Origin of the sequence: Cohnella caldifontis (assembly GCF_029360585.1) — a bacterium.
GTDB classification, from domain to species: Bacteria; Bacillota; Bacilli; order Paenibacillales; family Paenibacillaceae; genus Cohnella; species Cohnella caldifontis.
Genome location: NZ_JAQZSJ010000016.1, coordinates 88684 through 110765 on the forward strand (window position 1 = coordinate 88684; position 22082 = coordinate 110765).

General features: G+C 60.2%; 18 protein-coding genes and 1 riboswitch. Of the genes, 13 read left to right on the top strand and 5 right to left on the bottom strand.

The window, feature by feature from the left end; genetic code table 11:
- The 3 genes from corA to PTZ19_RS19350 form a co-directional block, all read left to right on the top strand.
- On the top strand, positions 1-675 hold a 675-nt coding region (gene corA / locus PTZ19_RS19340), incomplete at its 5' end, for a magnesium/cobalt transporter CorA (RefSeq protein WP_276356813.1).
- A gap of 23 nt (positions 676-698) precedes the next feature.
- A complete protein-coding gene (locus PTZ19_RS19345) occupies positions 699-1448 on the top strand; it encodes a hydroxypyruvate isomerase family protein (RefSeq protein ID WP_276356777.1) in 750 nt (249 codons plus the stop codon).
- A 364-nt stretch (positions 1449-1812) separates the two neighbouring features.
- A riboswitch (cyclic di-GMP riboswitch) is annotated at positions 1813-1901 on the top strand.
- Positions 1902-1960: 59 nt separating this feature from the next.
- Positions 1961-2128, top strand: coding sequence for a hypothetical protein (locus PTZ19_RS19350; protein WP_276356815.1), 168 nt, complete (start codon positions 1961-1963; stop codon positions 2126-2128).
- A gap of 121 nt (positions 2129-2249) precedes the next feature.
- Here the strand turns inward: PTZ19_RS19350 and PTZ19_RS19355 are convergent, their stop codons facing one another.
- Genes PTZ19_RS19355 through PTZ19_RS19365 form a run of 3 tightly spaced genes read right to left on the bottom strand, consistent with a single transcriptional unit; the run spans position 2250 to position 4513 of the window.
- Positions 2250-3725: a hypothetical protein gene (locus PTZ19_RS19355; RefSeq protein ID WP_276356817.1), complete on the bottom strand. Its 1476-nt coding sequence runs from the start codon at positions 3723-3725 to the stop codon at positions 2250-2252.
- Between the two features lie 6 nt (positions 3726-3731).
- Positions 3732-4274 carry a hypothetical protein gene (locus PTZ19_RS19360; RefSeq protein ID WP_276356818.1) on the bottom strand — a complete coding sequence of 181 codons (543 nt, stop codon included), beginning with the start codon at positions 4272-4274 and terminating at the stop codon, positions 3732-3734.
- Positions 4275-4297: 23 nt separating this feature from the next.
- The gene (locus PTZ19_RS19365; RefSeq protein WP_276356819.1) at positions 4298-4513 is read right to left on the bottom strand and encodes a hypothetical protein; all 216 of its coding nucleotides are present in this window, start codon (positions 4511-4513) and stop codon (positions 4298-4300) included.
- Between the two features lie 279 nt (positions 4514-4792).
- Between PTZ19_RS19365 and PTZ19_RS19370 the strand changes: the two genes are divergently transcribed.
- From PTZ19_RS19370 to PTZ19_RS19415, 10 genes are all read left to right on the top strand, one after another.
- Entirely contained in the window at positions 4793-6460 is a 1668-nt protein-coding gene (locus tag PTZ19_RS19370) for an extracellular solute-binding protein (protein WP_276356820.1), read from the top strand.
- A 35-nt stretch (positions 6461-6495) separates the two neighbouring features.
- Entirely contained in the window at positions 6496-8301 is a 1806-nt protein-coding gene (locus PTZ19_RS19375; RefSeq protein WP_276356822.1) for a sensor histidine kinase, read from the top strand.
- Positions 8302-8305: 4 nt separating this feature from the next.
- On the top strand, positions 8306-9424 hold the full coding sequence (locus PTZ19_RS19380; RefSeq protein ID WP_276356824.1) for a response regulator: 1119 nt from the start codon (positions 8306-8308) through the stop codon (positions 9422-9424).
- Positions 9421-10080 (top strand): response regulator transcription factor, encoded by a 660-nt coding sequence (locus PTZ19_RS19385; protein WP_276356825.1) that lies wholly within the window; start codon positions 9421-9423, stop codon positions 10078-10080. The genes PTZ19_RS19380 and PTZ19_RS19385 overlap by 4 nt, the downstream gene beginning before the upstream one ends.
- 303 nt (positions 10081-10383) lie before the next feature.
- Positions 10384-13713, top strand: coding sequence for a glycoside hydrolase family 44 protein (locus tag PTZ19_RS19390; RefSeq protein WP_276356827.1), 3330 nt, complete (start codon positions 10384-10386; stop codon positions 13711-13713).
- Between the two features lie 15 nt (positions 13714-13728).
- Positions 13729-14847: an S-layer homology domain-containing protein gene (locus PTZ19_RS19395; RefSeq protein ID WP_276356828.1), complete on the top strand. Its 1119-nt coding sequence runs from the start codon at positions 13729-13731 to the stop codon at positions 14845-14847.
- Between the two features lie 3159 nt (positions 14848-18006).
- The gene (locus PTZ19_RS19400; RefSeq protein ID WP_276356829.1) at positions 18007-18441 is read left to right on the top strand and encodes a hypothetical protein; all 435 of its coding nucleotides are present in this window, start codon (positions 18007-18009) and stop codon (positions 18439-18441) included.
- A 182-nt stretch (positions 18442-18623) separates the two neighbouring features.
- Positions 18624-19121 carry a MerR family transcriptional regulator gene (locus PTZ19_RS19405; protein ID WP_276356831.1) on the top strand — a complete coding sequence of 166 codons (498 nt, stop codon included), beginning with the start codon at positions 18624-18626 and terminating at the stop codon, positions 19119-19121.
- Between the two features lie 7 nt (positions 19122-19128).
- Positions 19129-19572 (top strand): SRPBCC family protein, encoded by a 444-nt coding sequence (locus tag PTZ19_RS19410; protein WP_276356833.1) that lies wholly within the window; start codon positions 19129-19131, stop codon positions 19570-19572.
- A complete protein-coding gene (locus tag PTZ19_RS19415; RefSeq protein WP_276356834.1) occupies positions 19572-21119 on the top strand; it encodes an MFS transporter in 1548 nt (515 codons plus the stop codon). The genes PTZ19_RS19410 and PTZ19_RS19415 overlap by 1 nt, the downstream gene beginning before the upstream one ends.
- 103 nt (positions 21120-21222) lie before the next feature.
- Here PTZ19_RS19415 and PTZ19_RS19420 read toward each other — a convergent pair whose 3' ends face one another.
- Together PTZ19_RS19420 and PTZ19_RS19425 are read right to left on the bottom strand one after the other, a co-directional pair.
- On the bottom strand, positions 21223-21618 hold the full coding sequence (locus PTZ19_RS19420) for a VOC family protein (RefSeq protein WP_276356835.1): 396 nt from the start codon (positions 21616-21618) through the stop codon (positions 21223-21225).
- Between the two features lie 91 nt (positions 21619-21709).
- Positions 21710-22081, bottom strand: a complete 372-nt coding sequence (locus PTZ19_RS19425) for a YciI family protein (RefSeq protein ID WP_276356837.1) — start codon at positions 22079-22081, stop codon at positions 21710-21712.
- Position 22082: the final 1 nt, after the last annotated feature.

Here is a 22082-nt window from a genome sequence, read left to right on the forward strand (position 1 = left end):
GATTTTTTCATCGGGGCCCGGGGCATCGTGACGTTCCATCTGCAGCCATCCGCGGAAGTGCAGGAAGCGTGGCGGCGCATGCAGGAGCCGGAGGCCGTCGGAAACCGCGATCACCATTTCGTGGCTTATTTGATTCTGGACAAACTCGTGGACAACTATTTTCCCACGCTGTACCGGATCGAGGACCACATGAACGACCTGGAGACCCGGGAGGATTCCGAGCCGCTGCAGACGCTGATCGACGAGGTGTACGACATTCGGAGCGACCTGCTGCGCTTGCGCCGCACCGTCATCCCGATGAGGGATTTGCTTTACCGGATTTTGAACTCGGACAAAATTCCCGGCATGCGCGAGCATGTCGCCTATTATACGGACATCCACGACCATCTGCTCAAGCTGACGGACATGATCGAGGCCGACCGGGAAATGACCGCGGATTTGCGGGACAGCTACGACTCCATCCGGTCCAGCCGGATGAACGGAATCATGAAGACGCTGACGGTCATCACGACCATTTTCATGCCGCTGACGTTTATCGCGGGCATTTACGGCATGAATTTCCGCTACATGCCCGAGTTGAATTGGCACTGGGGATATTTTGCCGTGCTCGGCGTAATGGTCGGGCTCGGGGTCGGCATGTATGCGTGGTTCAAGCGGAAAGGTTGGTTCGATTAAAAAACGGGCGGAGGGGCCGGTATATGCGCTTATCGGTGTGCGTGGACGCGGTGTTTCGGGGCGTGGAGAAGGCGGAGGCCGTAAGACGGGCCGCGGAGGCAGGGTACGGCGCTTACGAGTTCTGGTCTTGGTGGGACAAGGATCTGGACGCCTTGTCGCGGGTGCAAGAAGAGACGGGGCTCGCGCCGGCGGCGATGTGCACGCGTTTCGTCAGCTTGGTCGATCCCGCGCGGCGGGACGAGTACTTGGCCGGTTTGCGGGAGTCGCTGGACGCCGCTCGGCTGTTGGGATGCCGCACGCTTATCTCGCAGACGGGGAATGAGCGGGAAGGTATTCCGCGAGAAGAGCAGCGGGCCAGCCTGGTGGAAGGGCTTCGCGCCTGCGTGCCGCTGTTGGAAGAAGCGGGCGTCACGCTCACCGTGGAACCGCTCAATACGGCGATTAATCATCCGGGCTATTATTTGTCCTCCTCCGACGAAGCGTTCGGCATCGTGCGGGAAGTCGGAAGCCCGTACGTGAAGGTCCTGTACGACATTTACCATCAGCAGGTCACCGAAGGGGATTTGATCCGCCGGATCGCGGGGAACCTGGACTGGATCGGGCATATGCACGCGGCCGGCCATCCCGGCAGAGGCGAGCTCGACCAAGGGGAGATCCACTACCCGAACGTGTTCCGGGCGATCCGGGAAGCCGGGTACGAAGGGTACGTCGGTTTAGAATATTTTACGGATGGGGACCCGATGCCGGGGCTTCGCCGCTGGTTGGCGTATTGAAAAAAAAGTCGATTTCCGGCTGGTTGCGAGCCGGAGTCGGCCTTTTTTGAGCGTTCAGAACTGATAACTTTTCGGGGTGAAGTCATGCCCCATCCCTTTCTTAGAGCGACAAGACGCCGGCCGCCCCATTCGCTGAGGCGGTAAGGCTAACGGACACGGCGGACGCTATGGGGGTCTCTCCTTGGCAAAGGTGCATTTTAACGGACACAGTTGCGCTTATTGGGTGAAANTGGGGGCTCGCTTGAGATCGTTCAGCGAGAAGAGGAACTGCCGAATTATCCCAAGAATGTCTCCTGAATCTCTTGACCTAGGATTTAAGTCTTGGTAAGTTAAGGATGTGTAATCCTACTATTCTTAACGAAAACCACTGAAACGGCAAACTTGTTGAAAAACAAGGACGCAAAGCTATGGGTCTAAAGTTCCGCATGGAACCATGACTGCCAGGCTGCCAAAGGGTCAACGGAATCCCTATTTGGCGATCGGAAGGTTTTCAGTGGTTGTCAGGAGGGACCATGTCAATCGCGAGGATCGAGCTCCCGCATGAAAGCGGCATCACCGACGATGAGTTGGAGGAAATGGCCAGGGAGATCATCGACGGGATGAGCAAGGACGACGCCCAGCAATTGTGCTTGGCTCTTCTCGAGCTGTATCATCATTACGTGAAGCCGGTTTATCACTAGCGCAAAGCCCGACACGGGGCTAAATGTCCAAACAAAATCCCCTGCAAGACAATGGTTGCCCGTGAGCACCGTTGCCGGCAGGGGATTTTTACTGGCTTTAGAGCGTTCGTCCTGACGAACCTTATTTCGTAATTTCGAAGCCCAACCGGATGGCGGGAATTTTCGAACCCGGGTGGTCCTGACCGTAGGTGAGCTGCGGCGCGAGGTAGACGTCCGGCGTTTTCTGCTGGCCTTTGTAAATGCCCGGATACAGATCGATGATGTGATAGCCCGGCTCCCCGGTGAGGACGAGATCGAACTGTACGTCTCCCTGCGTGTTGAATCCGCACACATAACCCGTATAGGCGTTATCGACCGTTATGTACATCGTGTTGTCGAATTCGGTCCATCCCACGCCTTTCAAATGGACGGATACCTTGGTTCCGGCGGGGCCGGAAGAAGGGGTGACGCCGACGATGCTCGGATTGATCGTCAGGTAAGCTTGCCCGTACACCTCGTTCCCGACCAGAAGATCCAGCCGATGGGGAATGCCGCCTAAGTCATCGGGGATCGGGAACGTATACGCCAGCTTTCCGCCCGCGTCCGTCTTCAATCCCGTTGCCAAGGAAACTTGCTTCTCGGCGAAGCCGTTGCCCGACACGCGGCTGCCGCTCATCGTGTTCCAGACGAGCTTGACGTCGCTTCGGCCGGCGGGCAATCCCGACGCGTTCAAGGTGACCGGCTCCGATACCGTGCCCGAATCGCGGCTCAGGGAGACGGATACGCCCGTCTTCGCCTTCAGTTTCGGCATGACGAGGCCGCCGCCTGCCGCTTGCTCCGGGACCGGTTCGACGTAGTTGTCCGTGCCTGCCGGTTTGCCGTCCGTTACTTCGAATTCGAAGGACGGCACCGGCAGGTAGGAGGTCGGCGCCTGCTGGTGGTTCAGATAGGGCATGCCAATATAGCCGTGCCACACGGTCAACGTATGGACGCCTGGAGCCCCCGCCGCGCGCAGCTTGGCCGTCGCTTTTCCGTTGGTGGAAACGGCGGAGATGAGCCCGGTCAGTTTGTTATCGTACGTCAACTGCCAGTTGCTCTCCATCGTCGACCAGCCGATGCCCTCCGCCTGGATCGTGATTTCCGTCCCGACGGGGCCGGACTCGGGGGACATGGTGAAACGCGGCGAGACGAAATAGTTCGTCTGCGCGGCGTTTGCGCCTTTCTGCCGCACGTAGACCGTATGGTCGCCGCCGAATCCTTCCGGAACCTGGAACGAGCCTTTCCAGCTGCCGTTCGCATCCGATTTGCCGCTCAGCAGCGGAACTTCCTTCAAGACGTACTGGGTCCCGATGAAAGAATACAGTCCCTCCAGCAGGTAGCTGCCGGTCATCGTTTCCCAGACGAGCTGGACCTCCTCGCCGGGGTGAAGCCCGGAAGCTTCGAAATTCACGTTTGAGCGAACGAATCCTTTCGATTCCTGCAGGACAAGCTTCGCTTTCGCGGCAGCCGCCGCACCCGTCTTCTGCTCGGCGAACGCAGAGGAAGCGGCGGAAAACAAGATCAGGCCGACGAGACCGAAGAGCGCGAAAAAGCGGGCGGATTTGCGTGAATGAACCATCGTTGGTTACTCTCCTTGGGTCGGAGCCGCGGATTCAGACCCCGCCGCTTGATCGGGCGAGACGATCGTGAGCAGGGACGGCAGGACGTTAAACGGCTTGAATTCTCCCTTCGCCGTGGCCGTGCGGGCGGTGACCGAGTAAGCCAGCGTTCCTTTCGGCGTTTGGTCCGTTACCGGATAGGCGGCCGTCCAGAACATTTCGGGGTGCTGGGGGTCCGGCGAATGGTTGCCCAGCTGCATGTCCAAGACTTCCCCGGTGGACAGACGCACCTGGAGCTTCGCGTCTTCCGCCACCTTGCCTGTCAGGGCATTCGTGGCCCGCATGCGGAAAACGATCGTGTCGCCGGGAACGAACCGGTTTTGGATCACGCATTCGCCCAGCTGGGAGACCGTGTCGCCGTATACGTTCAGTTGGCCGGCGAATACGATGCGGGCGGTTCCCGAACGTCCGTCCCACTCGAGAGCGGCGCCGGAAGCTTGCGCGACGGAACGCAGCAGGGCCACGGGCACGCCGTTTTTCAGTTTCACGTCGATCGCGGTTCCGTTCACGGTCGCTTTTTTCTTGTCTTTGCTCAGGCTGTAAGTAATTCCCGTGAGCTTGGCATAGGCGGCAAGATCGATGTACGTTTTGCCCCCGATAATTCGTTGTACTTCGATTCAAGCGCGCTGCCGTTCACTTGAATCTTGACGTGGCTGCCGCTTGCCGCGGAAGCCATGATCGGGGACGACGCCGCGACGACGGCGAACAGGGCGGTTCCGAGTACGGTTTTCTTCATGACGGATTTCAAAGTGCCATTCCTCCTTGAGCTCGTTCCGGATTGGTTGCGATAGGCAACATTCTCCATTATATGGCGGGAGTACCCCACCTAGTAGAGTCCGGAAGCGCAGATCGGTATATGACAAGAAATGGATTTCAAAGGACGAAATTCGATGACTGGTCATGTCGAAAAATGAGAGTAAAGTCCCTCTCGGAGGCGCATCCGATTCAAGATAATAGGAGTTATAGGCTAATCGAAAGAATTCGGGACGAGATCCATCATTCAAGCATTTCGCAAGGAGGGAACCGGATGCGGAAAACGTGGCGGGCCGCCGTCGCGGCGGCGGGGATCGCCGCGCTTCTGGCGGCGTGCGTGCAAAGTGCTTCGCCCAAGCCGCAAGGCACGGACTCCGCGCCGTCCGCCGGCAAGCCGCCCTTCGACCCTCCCGTTGCGATTACGACCGCGAAAGCGCTTCGCGATAACGATAAACTGCTGTACGGGGATACGCCGAACGACAATCCGATCACGAGATGGGCGAAGGAGAAGCTCGGCATCATCCAGACGTACAAATGGATCGTCACCGACCAGAACGACGCGCTGGCGGGTAAAATCCGCTTGGCCCTGACGAGCGGGGAAGAACTCCCGGACGTCTTGTTCCTGAACCAGAACGAGATCCCGGATCTGTTGCCCGAGCTCGCCCGATCCGGACGAATCATGAGCGTCGAGGAGGCTTTCGACGCCTACGCGCCCAAACGCGTGAAGGAAGCCTACGAGAAAAACCCCGAAGTGTGGAGAACGGTCACGCTGGAAGGCAAACGATGGGGACTTCCGCAAATTTCCGACGGGGTGCTCGGCGATCCGATCCTTTGGATCCGGCAGGATTGGCTCGATCGGATGAAGCTGAAAGCGCCGGGAACGCTGGACGAGCTCGAAGCCGTGCTGGACGCGTTCACGAACGGCGACCCGGACGGCAACGGACGGAAGGATACGGTCGGCTTGGCGGTCGCCGGCCAAAATTCGCTGAACGGCTGGATGGGTGACGTCAGCTTCCTGTTCGGCGCGTACGGCGACCAGCCTTATCAGTGGAACCGCCTCGAGGACGGCTCGTTGGCCTACGGATCGATCCAACCCGAAGTCGGACAAGCGCTGGAAAAGTTCCACGAATGGTATGCCAAAGGCTACGTGGATCCCGATTTCGGGACGAGAGACGAGCAGCAGGCGGCGGAGTTGTTCGCTTCGGGCGGCGCGGGCGTGATTTCGGGTCCCGGCTGGATGGGCGGATGGCCGCTGAGCGAGGCGGATTTGCCGCCGGGCGCCATTCGGCCGTTCCCGTATCCGATCGGACCGGACGGGAAGATGAGCCGAGTAGGCACGCGGAACTCGTACGGCGCCTATTTCTTCCGCAAAGGATTCACCCGCATGGACGCCGTTTTCGCTTACTGGGATGCCGTATACGGGGCCTATCTCGAAGAACCCGATTCCGACTTCCGATACGGGTACGGCGAAGGCTACGACTATATCATGCGTGATGGGGAGCCGGTATACGACTTTCCCGGGGTCAACAGCACGATCTCCAATTACTTGCTGTTCGCGCCCGGCGCGCCGCCGCACGTGCGGAAGGGGCAGAGCATCGAAAGCCGCGTCATCCAAGGGTACCGGCGGACGCCTTACGAGAAGAAGCTGGCGGCGACCTCTTCCAAGCTGTATCTGGAAGGCCGGCTGACCGCCGAAATGCAGCGGGGGCTCTCGCGCGTCGAACAGTTCGACGGGCCCCTGACCGATACGATGCGGCAGAAGTGGCCGTTGCTGAAGAAGCTGGAGAAGGAAGCGTTCCTGAAAATCGCGTACGGCAAGTCTCCGGCGTCTTCGCTGCAGGCGTTCCGGGAACAGTGGCTTGCCTACGGCGGCGAGCAGATCGCCAAAGAAGTGAACGACTGGGACCGCATGGTCCATTCCAGCTCGGCGAAGCCGGAGTGAACGCCTCCGGACGCCGAAGCGAATGAGGCTGCCGAATGAACCTGATTACGAAGCTCATGCTCCTGATCGTCGCGCTGATGGCGCCGGTCATCGTATTGTTCCTCTACTCCAACCAGCAGAGCAGCTCGGTGGTCGAGGAGCAGATCAACCTCGCGAACCAAGAACGGCTGTCCCGGTTCCTGGGGAGCATCGAGGAAACGATGGACCAGGTGTCGGTGTACGCGAACATCGTGACGAAAGATCCGGATTTCGCCGAACTCGTGGTCGGAGCCGTCCCGTCGGACGGTTACGATTATTCGATGCTGATCGAAACGATCGAGCGCAAGCTGAACCTGTTCAGCTCCTCCACCTCCTGGATGAACCGCATCAGCGTCTATTTTCCGGCCGCGAAGCTGGCGCTTTCCTCCCATGGCAAAATCCCGTACGAAGACGTCCTTCCGCAAGCCGAACTCCATGCCAACTGGTCCCTGCAGAACGTGACGGTCAGCGGCATCCTGAAACGGGCGTTCACCCGCTATTTCGTGACTCCTTCGCTGGGCACGACCGATCCCGAGAAGATTTCCATGATCGTCCGGGTCGACCTGATGGAGGACAATATCGTGAATTTGCTGAACCGGTTCAAGACCAGCGGGAACAACGATCCGTTCTTCTACCGGTCGAGCCGGGAATATTTGCTGAACGATTCCGCCGACGGGGCCGTCATTCGGGAGCTGATCGGCAAAGTCGAATTCGGCGCGGACAGCGGGACGATGAAGCACGAAGCGGTCGAGCTGCGAGGCAAGCGGTACCTGGTCTACGATCAGAAATCGGACAACCTGGGCTGGACGCTGGTGGATTACGTGCCGCTGGAGGATATTTTGGCGCCCGTCACCCGCAGCAAGCATCTGTTCGGGATTTTCGCCGCCTTGGTGCTGCTTGCCGGAACGGTCTACGCTTTCCTGCTGTACGTCCAGGTGCAGCGTCCGATCGAGCGGATCACCGCCGGCGTGGCGCAAGTGAAGAAAGGGCGTTTTTCGGCGAGGATCTCCGGCAAGATGGGCCGGGAGTTCGAGCAACTGGGCGCGCAGTTCAACGAAATGGCGGCCCAGCTGCAGCACCTGGTGGAAAAAGCGTATTTGGAGGAAATCCGCGCCAAGGAAGCGGTGATGAAGCAGCTGCAGTCGCAGATCAATCCCCATTTCCTCTATAACAGTTTGGCGTTCATCGTCAGCATGGCCAAGCTGAACCGCCCCGCCTCGATCATCGCCATGGCGCACGGGCTGGCCGATTACTACCGGTATACGACCCGCAACGATCAGATGGTGACCACGCTTCGGGAAGAACTCCGGTTCGTCGGTTCGTATGTCGAGATCATGAATTACCAGCTGGACAAAATCCGATTCACGACGGACATACCGGAACGTCTGCTGGAACAGCCCACTCCGAGGCTGCTGATCCAGCCGCTGGTCGAGAACGCGATCGTGCACGGCCTGGAGCCGAAGCCCGGCAGAGGGGAAATCCGGATCGTCGGATCGGAAGAGACGGGAAAGTGCCGGCTGACGGTCGAGGATGACGGTCTCGGCCTATCGGACGCGGAGCTGGCGCGGCTGCGGGCACGCTTGTCAGGCGGGCAGGCGGCGGCTGCTGCGGATGGCGGGGAACGCCGTTACGGCTTGCGGAACGTTTATGAGCGGCATCGGTATTTTTACGGCGGCGGCTCCGAGATGCTCCTGGATCGCTCGCCGTCCGGCGGGATGCGCGTCACGCTGACTTGGGAGCAGCCGGGTACGCCGTCCCTGCCCGCGGAAGAGGCGGAGAAAGTACCGGGAGAAGAGGAACATAAGGAGCGAGGGGGCGGGTAATCGCATGTTTTCCGTATTGATCGTGGACGATCACCGGCATCTGGTCGAGAGTTTGACGGCTACGTTTCCTTGGCACTTTTACGATATTACCGCGGTTTATCCGGCCTTCTCGGGTAAGGAAGCGATCCGTTTCCTGGACAGCGAGCGAGGGGCGGAGATCGATATCGTCCTGACGGACATCCGCATGCCCGAGATTTCGGGTCTGGAGCTGATCGAGGCGATCCGCGCCAGGGGGCTGAACGCCGACTGCGTGCTGATCAGCGGGTATGCCGATTTCCAATACGCCCGCAAAGCGATCGAGCTGCAGACGGCCCATTACCTCATGAAGCCGGTGCGGGACGAGGAGCTGTCGGACGTGCTCCGGGCGATCGTAGGCCGGCGTAAAGCGGCGCGCAACGAGATCCTGGAGCGGGAGCGGGCGAAAGCCGCGCTGCACGGACAGCTCGAACAGCTGAAATCCGATCTGCTCATGGCCCAGTCGCTGACGGAGATCTCCATTTTGAAAGAGCGCAACCGGATCGCCGAAGATCTGCACGATCTCGTCGGTCATACGCTGACGACGACGCTGGTCCAGATCGAGTCCGCCAAGCGGCTGCTCGCCAAGAAGCCGGAGGAAGGCATGCATCGGCTGGACATTTCCCAAGAGCTGGTCCGGAAAAGCCTGGAGGATATCCGGGAAGCCGTGCGGAAAATGCGGCACATGGAAGTGGATACGGATCTTCGGAGCATTCTGCTGCATTTCGCGCGGGAGACGGAACGGGCGGCCGGCGTCCGAATCGAGCACCGCTTACCGGACAGCATGCCGAATCCGGATCCGGTTCGCAAACGGCTCATTTTCCACGCGTTCCAGGAAGGGGTCACGAACGGGATCCGCCATGGGGGCGCCGGCTTCTTCCGACTGGATACCGAGGAGTCGGACGGCTGCTTGGCCATAACCTTATGGAATGACGGGGCTCCCTACTCGGAGACGGAATCGGGATTCGGCCTGCGGACGATGAAAGAACGCGCGGAGGGCGTGGGCGGCGGCATGCGGATCGAAGGGACCGCGGACCCGGCGGGAACCCGGCTGACCATTTGGTGTCCGGTGAATGACAGAGACGGGGCAAAGGAGACCGAGCGATGATCCGAGTCTTGATCGCCGACGATATCATGCTGATGCGGGAAGGCCTGCAGACCATTCTCTCTTTGGAAGACGACATGGAGATCGCCGGAGTCGCGAAATCCGCCGAGGAAGCGGTGGAGCTGACGCTTCGGCTGGAGCCGGATTTGGTGCTCATGGACATCCAGATGCCGGGGATCGGGGGCATCGAAGGGATCAGGCGCATCATGGAACTCCGTCCGGAGACGAAAGTGCTGATCTTGACGACGTTCGTGGATGACGAATATATCGTCGACGGATTGGCGAGCGGAGCCTGCGGATTTCTGATGAAAGACTTGCCCGGGGACAAGCTGATCCAATCCATACGCGATGCGCATAACGGCCATCTCATGCTGCCGGCGGCCGTCGGGGCGAAGCTGGCCGCCCGCCTGGCCAAGCAGACGGCGGTTCCTTACGGTTTCGAAGCGGTGCGCCGCAAGGCCGAAGGAGCCAGCCTGTCGGAGAAGGAGCGCGCGATCGCCGAACTGCTCATCGCCGGCAACTCCAACCGGGAGATCGCGGCCGATCAAATCATGAGCGAAGGCACCGTTCGCAATTACGTCAGTTCCATCTATGGGAAGATCGGAACGAACGACCGGACGATCGCCATCATGACCTTGAAGCTTTTGCTGGGAAAGTGACAGTCACACCCGTGTCATAGGAGGGCTCTCCAACATGCGTTGGAGGGCTCTTTTTATGTTGGGCAAGCGGCCCGGACCTGCCGCTGCGGGGTGACTTGTCATCGGAAAAATCGTTATCGTGTCAGCGTTCGAAGCCGTCGGAATTGGGTTCGGCGTCACTGTCGCCCGTATCGGCGATGGCTTAGCATAAATTTCGACTCTCAGGGTGGGGGGGCCGGGCGCTGCCGATCGAGGCCGATCTCGGCAAGGCCCGGATGTTGGGAAATCGCAAGATCATCTGCAGCCATATTTGGAGGTTATGACGTGAAAAAGACGTTACGCATTTTCCTTATGCTCGCGCTTGTCCTCGGCGCGTTCTCGTCCGTCGTTCCGCCGCGAACGGACGCGAAAGAACTCGATCAATACGTTTTTTACGCGGACGGATTGGGCAGCGGAATTCACGATTACAGTTGGGCGGATCACGATCTGCGCGACCATTCGATTACGCATGCCGGCGATTCGTCGATCCGGCTGAGTCCAAGCCGGGACGGCGCATTGTACTTGTACAGCAACCGCTATTTCCTGACGCACGATTACAACACGCTGGAATTCTGGATCCACGGAGGCACCGCCGGGGGACAGCAGCTGAACGTGCTGCTGCAGGCCGGCGGCACCACGGTGGCCAAGGTGGACCTCGCGAATTATTTGCCGGAGGGCGAATTGAAAGCGGGGGTCTGGCAGAAGGTGCAGATCAACCTGCTGCCGCTGCGGATGCCGAACGGTCTGTTCGACGGCATCCTGCTGCAGGACAAGACCCAAGCCGACCAACCCGACGTCTATCTGGACGACATCCGGCTCGTGCAGGAGCCGGAGCCGGTTCCGAATACGCCGCCGAAGCCGGTGGAGGAGCAGATCGTCGTCTATGACGATAAGCTGGGCTCCGCATTCGAGGGTTTCACCGTCGGCGCGCAAGCCTGGAATGAGGCCGTGACGGTGCATTCGGCCGTCTATTCGATCCGCCTGGATCCGAGCGAGGCCCGCTTCCTGAAAATTTATAAGGACCGGGTCAACGATACCTCCGAATACAATGTGCTCGATTTCTGGATCAACGGCGGGGTAAACGGCGGCCAATACGTTGATTTGACGCTGGAGGCCGGAGGAGAAGAGAAGACCAGGGTCGAGTTGAACGGCTATTTGCCGAACGGCAAAATATTGGCGAACACTTGGCAAGAGGTAAAAATCCCGCTGGACAAGCTGGATATTAAGGACGGCTTGATCGACGGCTTCGTTTTCCGCGGGCATAATCCGAACGAAACGCAGGAGCCGGTGTACATCGACGATATTGCGCTTATCCGCAAAACCTACGAGCAGCCGAAGCTCGCCGGCATCACGTTCGCGAACGATTCCTTGCTGATGTACGCCGGGAATGCCGAACGGCCGATGCTGACGGCGAATTTCGATAACGGGTACACGGAGACGGTGACCCGGAACGTCTACTGGACGTCCAGCGCGCCGGACGTCATCTCGGCGTCGAACGGAACGCTGACCGCGCTCAAGACGGGCAGCGCGACGATTACCGCGGAATACGGGAACCAGGTCGCGACGCTGGAAGTGAAGGCGGTCGAGGCGATCGCGGAGCCCGTGTACGCCGACGGTCTGCAAGAGCAATGGGACGATTGGAGCTGGGGCATTCGCGATCTGAACTCGGCCGACAACGCGCATGGAGGCGCGAAAGCGATCAAGTTCGAGCCCCGCTGGTGGCAAGGCGTGTACTTCAACCGGGAAGACAGCTATTCGGTCGACGATTACTACGGCTTCGAATTTTGGATCCGCGGGGGAACCGAGGGCGGCCAGAAAATCCGGTTCGTCGTGCAGGACATGAACGCGATCCTCGGCTCGGTCGTGCTGGACGACGTGCTTCCCGAAGGCATCAAAGCCGACGAATGGCAGAAGGTGACCGTCCGGCTGAAGGACCTCGACATCACCGAAGGGTATTTCAACGCGATCGTGTTCCAAGCTTGGGATTCCGAGGAACAGTCGCCCGTGTACATCGACGACGTGAACGTGCTCCGCTACAAGGACCGCGTCGAAAATCCGAAGCCGCCCCCCACGAACGTTTCCGTCTCGATCGATACGTCGGCGGACCGGAAGCCGATCAGCCCGGACATTTACGGGGTGAATTACGAGGAGATCGAGCCGGACGGCGTCTCCGCGCTGAAAAATTATTCCGTCATGCGGTGGGGCGGCAACGCGGCGACCCGGTACAACTGGGAGCTGAACGTGCAGAACCACGCGTCCGACTGGTTCTTCATGAACCTGCCGAAGGACAACGCGCCGAACGAGACGCTGCCGAACGGTTCCCGAACGGACCAGCTCATGGGCGAGTGGCTGAAGAACGGCAGCAAAGTGCTGCTGCAAGTGCCGACGATCGGATGGACGCCGAAAGACCGCAGCGTCAGCGTCGGATATTCGGTGAAGAAGTACGGTCCGCAGCAAATGACGGAATGCTCGTACGGAGAACCCTGGTGCAATCCGGACGCGGGCAACGGCGTGCGCAAGGACGGCACGCTGATCACGAACAACGATCCGCACGATACGTCCATGGCGGTCGGGCCGGATTTCGCGGCCCGGTGGATCGAGCACATCCAAGAGCGTTTCGGGGACCAAGTCCACGATTACGCGCTCGACAACGAACCGATGCTGTGGCCGTATACGCATCGGGACGTGCACCCGCAAATGACGACCTCCTCCGAGGTATGGGAATATACGAAGTCCTACGGCAGCGCGATCAAGCAGGCCGATCCGAAGGCCCGCGTCTTCGGTCCGGTCGTATGGGGCTGGTGCGCATACATGTACTCGGCGAAGGACGGATGCTCGCCCGGCGCGGACTATCAGTTGCAGGGCAACAAGCCTTTCCTGCAGTGGTATCTAGAGCAGGTCCATCAATATGAGCAGACGAACGGCGTTCGCTTGGTGGATTACCTGGATATCCATTATTATCCGACCGAAGCGGGAGTCGCCATCTCCGAGGACGAATCCAAAGGGACGGCGGCGAGAAGGCTGAAATCGCTGAAGGCGCTGTACGATCCGAACTTCCGCGACAGTTCGTCCTGGATCTGGGAGCCGGTCAATCTGATCCCGCGCATGAAGAAGCTTATCGCGGACAGCGCCCCCGGCACGAAGCTGGCGATCACCGAATACAACTTCGGGAACGGCAGAGGCATCAGCAGCGGATTGGCGCAAGCCGAAGCGCTCGCGATCTTCGGACGGGAGGGCGTCGATTTGGCCGCCCGTTGGGGACAGCCGCTCGCGGGTACGCCGCTGGAAGACGCGTTCAAGCTGTACTTGAACTATGACGGCAAAGGCGGCAAGATCGACGGAGACAGCGTGCGCGCCGTCAGTTCGAACGTGGACCTCGTTGGCTCTTATGCGATCGAAGGCAAGGACGGCAAGTTGTACATCCTGCTGTTCAACAAAGATACCGCGCCGAAGCAGGTCGATTTGAGCGTAGTCGGCCGGGCGGCGGCGAGCGGGGACGTTTACCGGTTTGACGCGACCCGGCGGCTGGGATTCCTGCAAACGATCGAGCTGGGCGAAGGAACGGCCCTGGAAGTGCCGGCCCGTTCCGCTACGCTGATCGTAGCGAACGCTTAAAGAGGAGAAGACTAGATGAACAAGAAGACATCACGCCGATTGGCGGCCGTTGCTCTCTCGCTGTTCCTGCTCGGGCATGCGGTTGCCGCGGCGGCGGCGCAAGCCGAGAAGCGATTTACCGACGTGAAACCCGGAGCATGGTACGAAACAAGCGTCGGATGGGCGTTCCAACACGGCATCGTGGCCGGCTATCCGGACGGCACGTTCCGGCCGAACGCCCCTTTGACGGAAGCGGAGTTTGTGACCATGCTGCTGAAGCGGGCGGGAATTCCCATTCGGGAGAAGCAGCCGGGGGAGAAATGGTTCGCTCCGATCTACGAAAAAGCGACTGAGATGCATTACGGGGTTCGCGCGGCGGATGCGGGCAAGCTGCAGACACGGGGCAAGGCGGCGGCGTTGATCGCCGCTTCGCTCGGCCGAACGCTGGATGAGGAAGCGGCCATCCGTTTCCTGCTGGACGAAGGAATCGCGAAGGGGCGGTCCGTCGGCGGCCGGATCGATTTCGCCCCGAATGCGACGATGACGCGGGCCGAGGCAGTCAGCTTCATGCAGCGCGCAGCGGAATATGCCGCCAAGCATCCGGTTGCGGACGATCCGGATTCATCCGGCACGGAAAATTCCGCCGGCAAGGACGGGATGCAGACCGGGGGCTCGACAAACGCGGGCGGGGGGACCGGAAACTCCGGAAGCAGCTCCGGCGGAAATTCCGGCGACGGCGGGAGCCCAGGTGCCGAGCGGCCGGATTCCCCTCCGCCTTCGGCGGACAACCTGGCGGAGCGGACCGAGCAGCTCGCGGAACGGATCGACGAGCTGGGACTGACGGTCGAGAAGAACGGTCAAGTTCTGTCGGTGTCCCACCCCTCCGGTCAAGGGAACGGGGCGATCTTGATTCCCGCCTCCGACGGCGTGGGTTCCGTGCAGGTTCTGGACGATTCCGAAGCCGGCTGCCTGCAATCGGCCCATGCGCTGCTGCAGTATGCCGGGATCGCGATCGACCGGACCGTTTTCACGAACACCCTGGCGGCCGTCAAGGAATCCGGCAATAACGCGGCGCTCAAGATCGGCAGCCAGCTTCTCACGTTCCAGCGCACGAACACGCCCGGGCAAATCACGATCCAATACGCGAAGTATTGATTCGGCGAATGGAAACGACCCATTCGACGAATGGGAGGCGCTGCCGGACGACGGCATGGCGTGATGAAAATCTGGCTCTATGACCGAAGACGCGTGCTTCATCCCTTTGGGATCGAAAGCACGCGTTTTTTTTGACCGATCAGAATTCGTAACTTTTCGGGGTGAAGTCATGCCCCATCCCTTTCTTAGAGCGACAAGACGCCGGCCGCCCCATTCGCTGAGGCGGTAAGGCTAACGGACACGGCGGACGCTATGGGGGTCTCTCCTTGGCAAAGGTGCATTTTAACGGACACAGTTGCGCTTATTGGGTGAAAAACCCCAGGAATAACCGTAAAAGGTTACGGATAAGGGCCGCTGTGTCCGTTACGTTTTGAAAATGAAGGATTTTGATCCATTAGCGGCTGCGGTGTCCGTTAGAATCAGAACCCGTGACGGGGAGGAGGGGGATTCGGTGAGGAACGGTACCGAATGGGCAGGAAGACGGGATTAAGCTTGCCGCGCAAGCATAATCCCCGCCAACGCGCGCGGGCCACAGCTGATTAAGATTGCCGCGCAAGCTTAACCCCCGCCAACNACTGAGGCGGTAAGGCTAACGGACACAGCGGACGCTTTGGGGGTCTCTCCTCGGCAAAGGTGCATTTTAACGGACACAGTTGCGCTTATTGGGTGAAAAACCCCACGTATAACCGAAACTGGTTACGGATAAGGGACGCTGTGTCCGTTACGTTTTGAAAATGAAGGATTTTGATCCAATAGCGGCTGCGGTGTCCGTTAGAATCAGAACCCGTGACGGGGAGGAGGGGGATTCGGTGAGGAACGGTACCGAATGGGCAGGAAGACGGGATTAAGCTTGCCGCGCAAGCATAATCCCCGCCAACGCGCGCGGGCCACAGCTGATTAAGATTGCCGCGCAAGCTTAACCCCCGCCAACGCGAGGGGCAANGGATTTTGATCCATTAGCGGCTGCGGTGTCCGTTAGAATCAGAACCCGTGACGGGGAGGAGGGGGATTCGGTGAGGAACGGTATCGAATGGGCAGGAAGACGGGATTAAGCTTGCCGCGCAAGCATAATCCCCGCCAACGCGAGGGGCAACAGCTGGTTAAGCTTGCCGCGCAAGCATAATCCCCGCCAACGCGAGGGGCAACAGCTGGTTAAGCTTGCCGCGCAAGCATAATCCCCGCCAACGCGAGGGGCAACAGCTGGTTAAGCTTGCCGCGCAAGCATAATCCCCGCCAACGCGAGGGGCAACAGCTGGTTAAGCTTGCCGCGCAAGCATAATCCCCGCCAACGCGAGGGGCAACAGCTGGTTAAGCTTGCCGCGCAAGCATAATCCCCGCCAACGCGAGGGGCAACAGCTGGTTAAGCTTGCCGCGCAAGCATAACCCCCGCCAACGCGCGCGGGCAACAGCTGATTAAGATTGCCGCGCAAGCATAACCCCCGCCAACGCGAGGGGCAACAGCTGATTAAGCTTGCCACGCAATCATAATCCCCGCCAACGCGAGGGGCAACAGCTGGTTAAGCTTGCCGCGCAAGCTTAACCCCCGCCAACGCGAGGGGCCACAGCTGGTTAAGCTTGCCGCGCAAGCTTAACCCCCGCCAACGCGAGGGGCCACAGCTGGTTAAGCTTGCCGCGCAAGCTTAACCCCCGCCAACGCGAGGGGCCACAGCTGGTTAAGCTTGCCGCGCAAGCTTAACCCCCGCCAACGCGAGGGGCCACAGCTGGTTAAGCTTGCCGCGCAAGCATAATCCCCGCCAACGCGAGGGGCAACAGCTGGTTAAGCTTGCCGCACAAGCATAATCCCCGCCAACGCGTGGGGCCACAGCTGATTAAGCTTGCCACGCAAGCATAATCCCCGCCAACGCGAGGGGCAACAGCTGGTTAAGCTTGCCGCGCAAGCATAATCCCCGCCAACGCGAGGGGCCACAGCTGGTTAAGCTTGCCGCGCAAGCTTAACCCCCGCCAACGCGAGGGGCCACAGCTGGTTAAGCTTGCCGCGCAAGCTTAACCCCCGCCAACGCGAGGGGCCACAGCTGGTTAAGCTTGCCGCGCAAGCTTAACCCCCGCCAACGCGAGGGGCCACAGCTGGTTAAGCTTGCCGCGCAAGCTTAACCCCCGCCAACGCGAGGGGCCACAGCTGGTTAAGCTTGCCGCGCAAGCTTAACCCCCGCCAACGCGAGGGGCCACAGCTGGTTAAGCTTGCCGCGCAAGCTTAACCCCCGCCAACGCGAGGGGCCACAGCTGGTTAAGCTTGCCGCGCAAGCTTAACCCCCGCCAACGCGAGGGGCCACAGCTGGTTAAGCTTGCCGCGCAAGCTTAACCCCCGCCAACGCGAGGGGCCACAGCTGGTTAAGCTTGCCGCGCAAGCTTAACCCCCGCCAACGCGAGGGGCCACAGCTGGTTAAGCTTGCCGCGCAAGCTTAACCCCCGCCAACGCGAGGGGCCACAGCTGGTTAAGCTTGCCGCGCAAGCTTAACCCCCGCCAACGCGAGGGGCCACAGCTGGTTAAGCTTGCCGCGCAAGCTTAACCCCCGCCAACGCGAGGGGCCACAGCTGGTTAAGCTTGCCGCGCAAGCTTAACCCCCACCAACGCGTGGGGCCACAGCTGGTTAAGCTTGCCGCGCAAGCTTAACCCCCGCCAAGGCGAGGGGCCACAGCTGCTTAAGCTTGCCGCGCAAGCTTACCCCCCGCCAACGCGAGGGGCCACAGCTGGTTAAGCTTGCCGCGCAAGCTTACCCCCCGCCAACGCGAGGGGCCACAGCTGGTTAAGCTTGCCGCGCAAGCTTACCCCCCGCCAACGCGAGGGGCAACAGCTGATTAAGCTTGCCGCGCAAGCTTAACCCCCGCCAATGCGTGAGGCAACAGCTGATTAAGCTTGCCACGCAAGCTTAACCATCGCCTCTCCGGACAAACGGGTTCCAATGGTCATGTTCATTTGAGTACAGGATTGAGGATGTTCGTGGGAAAGTGGCTGAAGAGAGACTTCAGAGGCACGAATCAAAAAGACCGTCAGGGACGAATTTTTCCGTGACGGTATTTCTTGATTTTGCGGGACACCCCAACTAACGTCCAGGTGCCATTCCGACCTTGGACGATTTCATATGGAGCGCCTCCGCCTTATGATGAAATCAGTCGAAAGGATGAAAGGAAGCGGTCACGTTGGAAAGGTTCGCGCCATTTCCGCTTCGCGCGTGGATCGCCATTGCTGCATGTTTGGTCCTCGCGGCCTTCCATACGTTACACCCCATTTTGCCTCGCGGAGAAGCGTATTCGGACGGGTTAGCCCCGCCTTGGGCGTCTTCGGCCGCGGCGGTCCTGGGTCTGTTCTCCGTTCTGCCGTCGAGCGGTTGGACGAAACTTCGTTTGATTCCGCGGCAGGTTTTGGCGGCTGCCGGCTTGGCGGCAGGGCTGCTGATGGCTTGGTCGTCGGCCGGAATCGGCTGCGACGTTCTTCGCTTTGCCGCTTTGGCGGGATTCGACGGTTACCCTCCGAGAGTCGACTGGATGGGCTTCGCGCAACGCGCGATCAGCCTGCTCGGGGCCGTGATGCTTTTCGTGAACCACGCCCGTTTCCGCCGGGAACCGTTTGTTTGAACGTCGCGGAGAGCTTAAGTGCGAAAAATTACTGTACTTATAAAAACTTCCTCTGAACGCGGTCGCTCATCTTCGAAGACTTCGGAAGGAAGTTTTTCTTTTTTTCCTCTTGAAGCTTACGTGACGTCATGTTTTATACTAAACCTACCGGTAAATGATGGCGCGCCTACAAGGGGATGGTTATGAAGCGGAAATGGAAAGTCGGGGAGCTTGCGAGGATGGCCGGCCTTACCGTCCGCACCTTGCGGTATTACGACCAGATCGGGCTGTATTCGCCCTCGGGGCACACCGAATCGGGGCATCGGATATACGTGGAATCCGACCTTGCCCGTCTTCAACAGATCCAGTCCCTGAAAGAGCTCGGTTTAACGTTGGAGGAAATCAAAGCCGCGCTCGGCGGCGAACGGTTCAGCATGCTCGAGATCGTCTCCTTGCAGATCGAGCGTCTGAAACAGAACATCAGCGTCCAGCAAAAACTGTTGCAAGAATTAGAGAGCGTCGCGAACCGGATCCAGAGGGACGAACCGCTTACCGTCGAAAATTTCGCGAATGTCCTGGCTTCGATGCGGAAAACGCACGAGAAGTTTTTCGCGGAACGGCGATCAAGCTGGGATCGGCACTTGGACCGGCTCGGAGATTTTCTGGAGAGCCGGCCGGAAACACCCTATTCAGGAGGATGAACGGACCATGGAAAAGGAACGTTCCGCCAATCATGATACTTTCGTAATCGAAAAAACGTATAAAGCTGCTCCCGACCGAGTGTTCGCCGCTTGGTCGGACCCGGAGTCCAAAGCCCAATGGTTCCCGAGAGCGGAGAAGTTCGAATTCCGCGTCGGCGGACAGGAGTTCAACCGCGGGGGGCCGACCGACGGTCCCGTTTATACTTACGATGCCCGATATCAGGAAATCGTGCCGGATCGGCGAATCGTGTACTCTTACGTCATGGACATGGGGGATACGCGCATCTCCGTATCGGTGACGACCGTGGAATTCCGGCCGGCGGGCGAAGGCACGCGGCTCGTATACACGGAACAAGGGGTATATCTTGACGGCCATGATACGCCCGAACAACGGCAGCACGGAACGAATGTCCTGTTGGACAGGCTGAGCCAAGCGTTGGGAGAGGGGTAGTGGGAGCCGCTCGCGGTTCCGCGGATCAGGCCGGCCTGCGCGAGTGGATCGGACTGGCCGTCCTGGCCCTTCCGGCATTGCTCGTGTCGATCGACGTGTCGGTCATGATCCTGGCGCTGCCGCACATCGGCACCGGACTCGGCGCCGACAGCGTCCAGCAGTTGTGGATCATGGACATTTACGGATTCATGCTGTCCGGTTGCTTGGTCACCATGGGATCGCTCGGGGATCGCATCGGTCGGCGGAAATTGCTGATGATCGGCGGAGCGGCCTTTAGCCTGGCTTCCCTGCTCGCGGCGTTCTCGCCAAACGCCGGGATGCTGATCGCGGCCCGCGCGCTGCTCGGAATCGCCGGAGCGACCGTGTCTCCTTCGACGCTGGCCTTAATCGGCAATATGTTCCGCGATCCCAAGCAGCGGTCGCTGGCCATCGGGATTTGGTTCGCGTGTTCCATGGGGGGAATGGCTCTGGGCCCGGTTGTCGGCGGAGCGATGCTGGAGCGGTTTTGGTGGGGGTCCGTCTTCTTGCTCGGCTTGCCCGTCATGATCTTGCTCCTGGCGACCGCGCCGTTCCTGCTTCCCGAATACCGCCGACCGGATGCGGCCCGGATCGACCTGCCCAGCGTCGGTTTATCGCTTGGCGCGATTTTGCCGGTGATCCTCGGGCTCAAAGAAATCGCCAAAGGCGGGGTACAGGCCGCGCCTGTGCTCGCCATCGCGGCGGGTCTCGCGATCGGTTGGTTGTTCTGGTCCAGGCAGCGGAAGCTGGCGGACCCTCTGATCGACTTGCGCTTGTTCGGCAGCCCCGGTTTTCGCGCGGCATTAGGCGGTATGTTCGGCGTCACGCTGACCGGCGCGATCATGCTGTTCCTCGCGCAATACCTTCAATTCGTTCAGGGATTAAGTCCGCTGCACGCGGGGTTGTACATGCTGCCCGGGATCGCGGCTTCCATGGCCGGGATGCTGATTTCGCCGCTGCTGGCGCGCCGGATCCGCCCGGCCCGCCTCATCGCCGGAGGTCTCGCGGCGGCTTGCGCAGGCTGTCTGCTCTTCACCCAAGCGGGCCCGGAGTCCGGGATTCCGGCGATCGTCGCGGGGTATGTGCTTTTCAGCCTGGGGGCTTCTCCGCTGCCCGGCTTGTCCAGCGATCTGGTCGTCGGATCCGCGCCGCCCGATCAGGCGGGATCGGCGGCATCGTTGCTGCAGACCGGCAGCGAGTTTGCCTATGCGCTCGGGATCGCGTCGCTCGGCAGCTTGGCGACGTTCGTATACCGCGGACAGGTCGCGCCTATGATTCCCGCCGCGGTCCCGGAGGCGGCGTCGCAGGCTTCCCGCGACAGCTTGATCGGGGCGGCCGCCGCGGCGGAAGGGCTTCCGGACTCCCTGCGTTCGGCGCTTATGGACGGGGCCAAAGAAGCCTTCGCGAGCTCGATGCACGCGGTGGCCGTCATCTGCGGCGCCATCATGCTTCTCGTCGCGGTCCTGGTTTCCGCGCGGCTTCGGCATCTCCGTCCCATCGGGCACCGCGTCTCCGTGGAAACCGAATGAACGAGGACGTGCCGGGCTCTATCCCCGTAAAAAAAACGAGACTCCCGCCGCTGCGGGAATCTCGTTTTTTTTGCTGCTTTTCAGCCGGGCGCGGCGCTTTCCCTTACTGCTTGACGATCATCCAACTGATGCCGAATTTGTCTTCGATTTCGCCGTAATGAGCGCCCCACGGCTGCTGTTCGAACGGAAATTTCACCGTGCCGCCTTCGGAGAGATTCGCGAAAGCCTGACGGGCCTGATCCAGGTCGCCGAAGTTCAAGGAGAGCGAAACCGTCCGTCCTCCGCCGGCCGGTCCGAAGGTGTCGGCCAGGAACAGCACGTTTCCTCCGGCTACGGTCAGCACCATGTGCATCACTTTGTCTTTTTGCTCTTCCGGCGTTCCCGGCATCTGGCCTAAAGTCATGACCGATACGATTTCCCCGCTCAGCGCTTGCGCATAGAAGCCGGCTTGCGCTTTGGCGTCCTCCGATTGAATGTAAGCGTTCAGTTGTGCTTGCATGTTCAACATCCTTTCCATGGGTTTGTTTTTTGGTTTCTATTAAAGCGACGAACGGACAAAGAACGAATCGACACATCCGCGAAAAAGTTTTTCAAAAAATATCGGGCATTTCTTTGACCCGCCGCAGCTCGATCTCGCCGACCCCGATCCGACCGACGTCCGGCAATCGGACGGCCCACTCGATCGCCTCTTCCTTGGACCGGACGTCCACCAGCGCGAAGCTGGCCACGTCGGCCCCGGCTTTGCCGCGCAAGCCTTCCTCTATGTCCGTCGAATCTCCGTATGCGCCGCATCCGATGCGGATTCCGCTCGAAGCGGGATGCAGATGGCCGGACGCGAGCAGCACCCCCGCTTGTTCCAAGCGGTCGTTGTAGCTCCGCATCGTTTCGAGCCAATCCGGGTTCGGCGGCTTGGCGGTTTCGCCGGCCGCTTGCCGGGCTTTGACCAACAGCATGAATCTCATC